This window comes from Clostridium sp. UBA1652 (assembly GCF_002320975.1).
GTDB classification, from domain to species: domain Bacteria; phylum Bacillota; class Clostridia; order Clostridiales; family Clostridiaceae; genus Clostridium_T; species Clostridium_T intestinale.
Window position 1 is genome coordinate 1 of sequence record NZ_DCLI01000075.1, and the last position, 1,298, is coordinate 1,298.

The 1,298-nt window shown below is 31.4% G+C and carries 1 protein-coding gene; it reads left to right on the forward strand.

Annotated elements, in window-relative coordinates:
• Positions 1-182 precede the first annotated feature (182 nt).
• Entirely contained in the window at positions 183-1,076 is an 894-nt protein-coding gene (locus B3N22_RS14680) for a TraB/GumN family protein (protein WP_286908320.1), read from the forward strand.
• Positions 1,077-1,298: the final 222 nt, after the last annotated feature.

The following is a 1,298-nucleotide window of genomic DNA, read 5'->3' on the forward strand; positions in this document are numbered from 1 at the left end:
TCCCTAAGTTGACGACATTGTCCGCACGCCGGGTTCTGTGGGGGTTAGAGTTGCCAATTGGGCAACTCGTCTACCCGGAGAAAGACCTCAGGATTTTATTTTCTGAGGTTTACCTACTCGATATATAAGTTGACAGATTGTTCTATTAATAGCCGTATATATATACGAAGGGGGAGAGGAAAATGAAAAAACTAAAAATTTTATTAATTACATTACTTTCAGTCATAATTCTAATAGCTTCACTAGTTGGTTGTGAAAGCAAAAAGAGTGATATTCCAACAGTTCAAGGGTTATTTTATAAAGTAGAAAGGGATGGAAACTATTTATATCTTGGAGGTTCTGTTCACGTAGGAAAAGAAGTTAAATTTGTAGATTCAGTTGAAAAAGCCTATAAAGAATCTATTGGACTTGGAGTAGAGGTAGATATACAAAGTAATAAAATTAGTGAAAATATGAATAAGGAAAGTATGTATCCAGAAGCAGATAATTTACTTAATCATATAACTCCAGAAACTAAAGAAAAGATAGAAAATATAATCTCGGAATTAGGATTAAAGCTAGATTATAAACAATATAAACTATGGGCTCTTCAATCAGTAATGACTACAGCTATAGCAAATAAAGCAGAACTCAGCGTTTATAATGGAATAGACTATAAATTTATTACAAAAGCTAATGTAGATAAGAAGCCTGTTATATCTTTAGAAAATTTAGATATTCAACTAAAAGCATTAACAGCAGGAGGAGACGAATATCAGATAGAGCTTTTTAACAATTATCCACGAATAGAAGAGCAACAAAAAGCATTGGAAGAATTATATAAATCCGTGATTAACGGAGACATACCGCAAATAGAAAAATATACATCAGCCATTGATTCAGGAAGTAAGTTATCTAGAGAATTCTATGATTATTTAGTTGTAGAAAGAAATAAAAATATGACCTCTAAGATAGAAGGATTTATATCCGAAAACAAAAAATACTTTATAGTAGTTGGAGCGGGTCACATAGTTGGAGAAGATGGAATTATTAAAGCCTTAGAAGATAAAGGTTACTCAATTACTAGACTAGAATAATTAAATAAAGGAGTTTCTATTAGGTATGAACTGATAGAAGCTCCTTTTACCTTTAATTAAATAATAGTTTAATTGTTCTAGCAAGATAAGTACTTTATACTAACGCATATTTCTATAGTTAACCAAATGAAATAGGTTAGAACATACCCCTATAAAAATACAGCGGCTCGGTAGGAGCCGTCTGTATTTTTATAGAGAATTCAAGAATAGAAGAATTCAAGA

Excerpts from the sequence above, each read along its gene's own strand:
- B3N22_RS14680 (WP_286908320.1), top strand. The coding sequence starts at position 183 with ATGAAAAAACTAAAAATTTTATTAATTACATTACTTTCAGTCATAATT.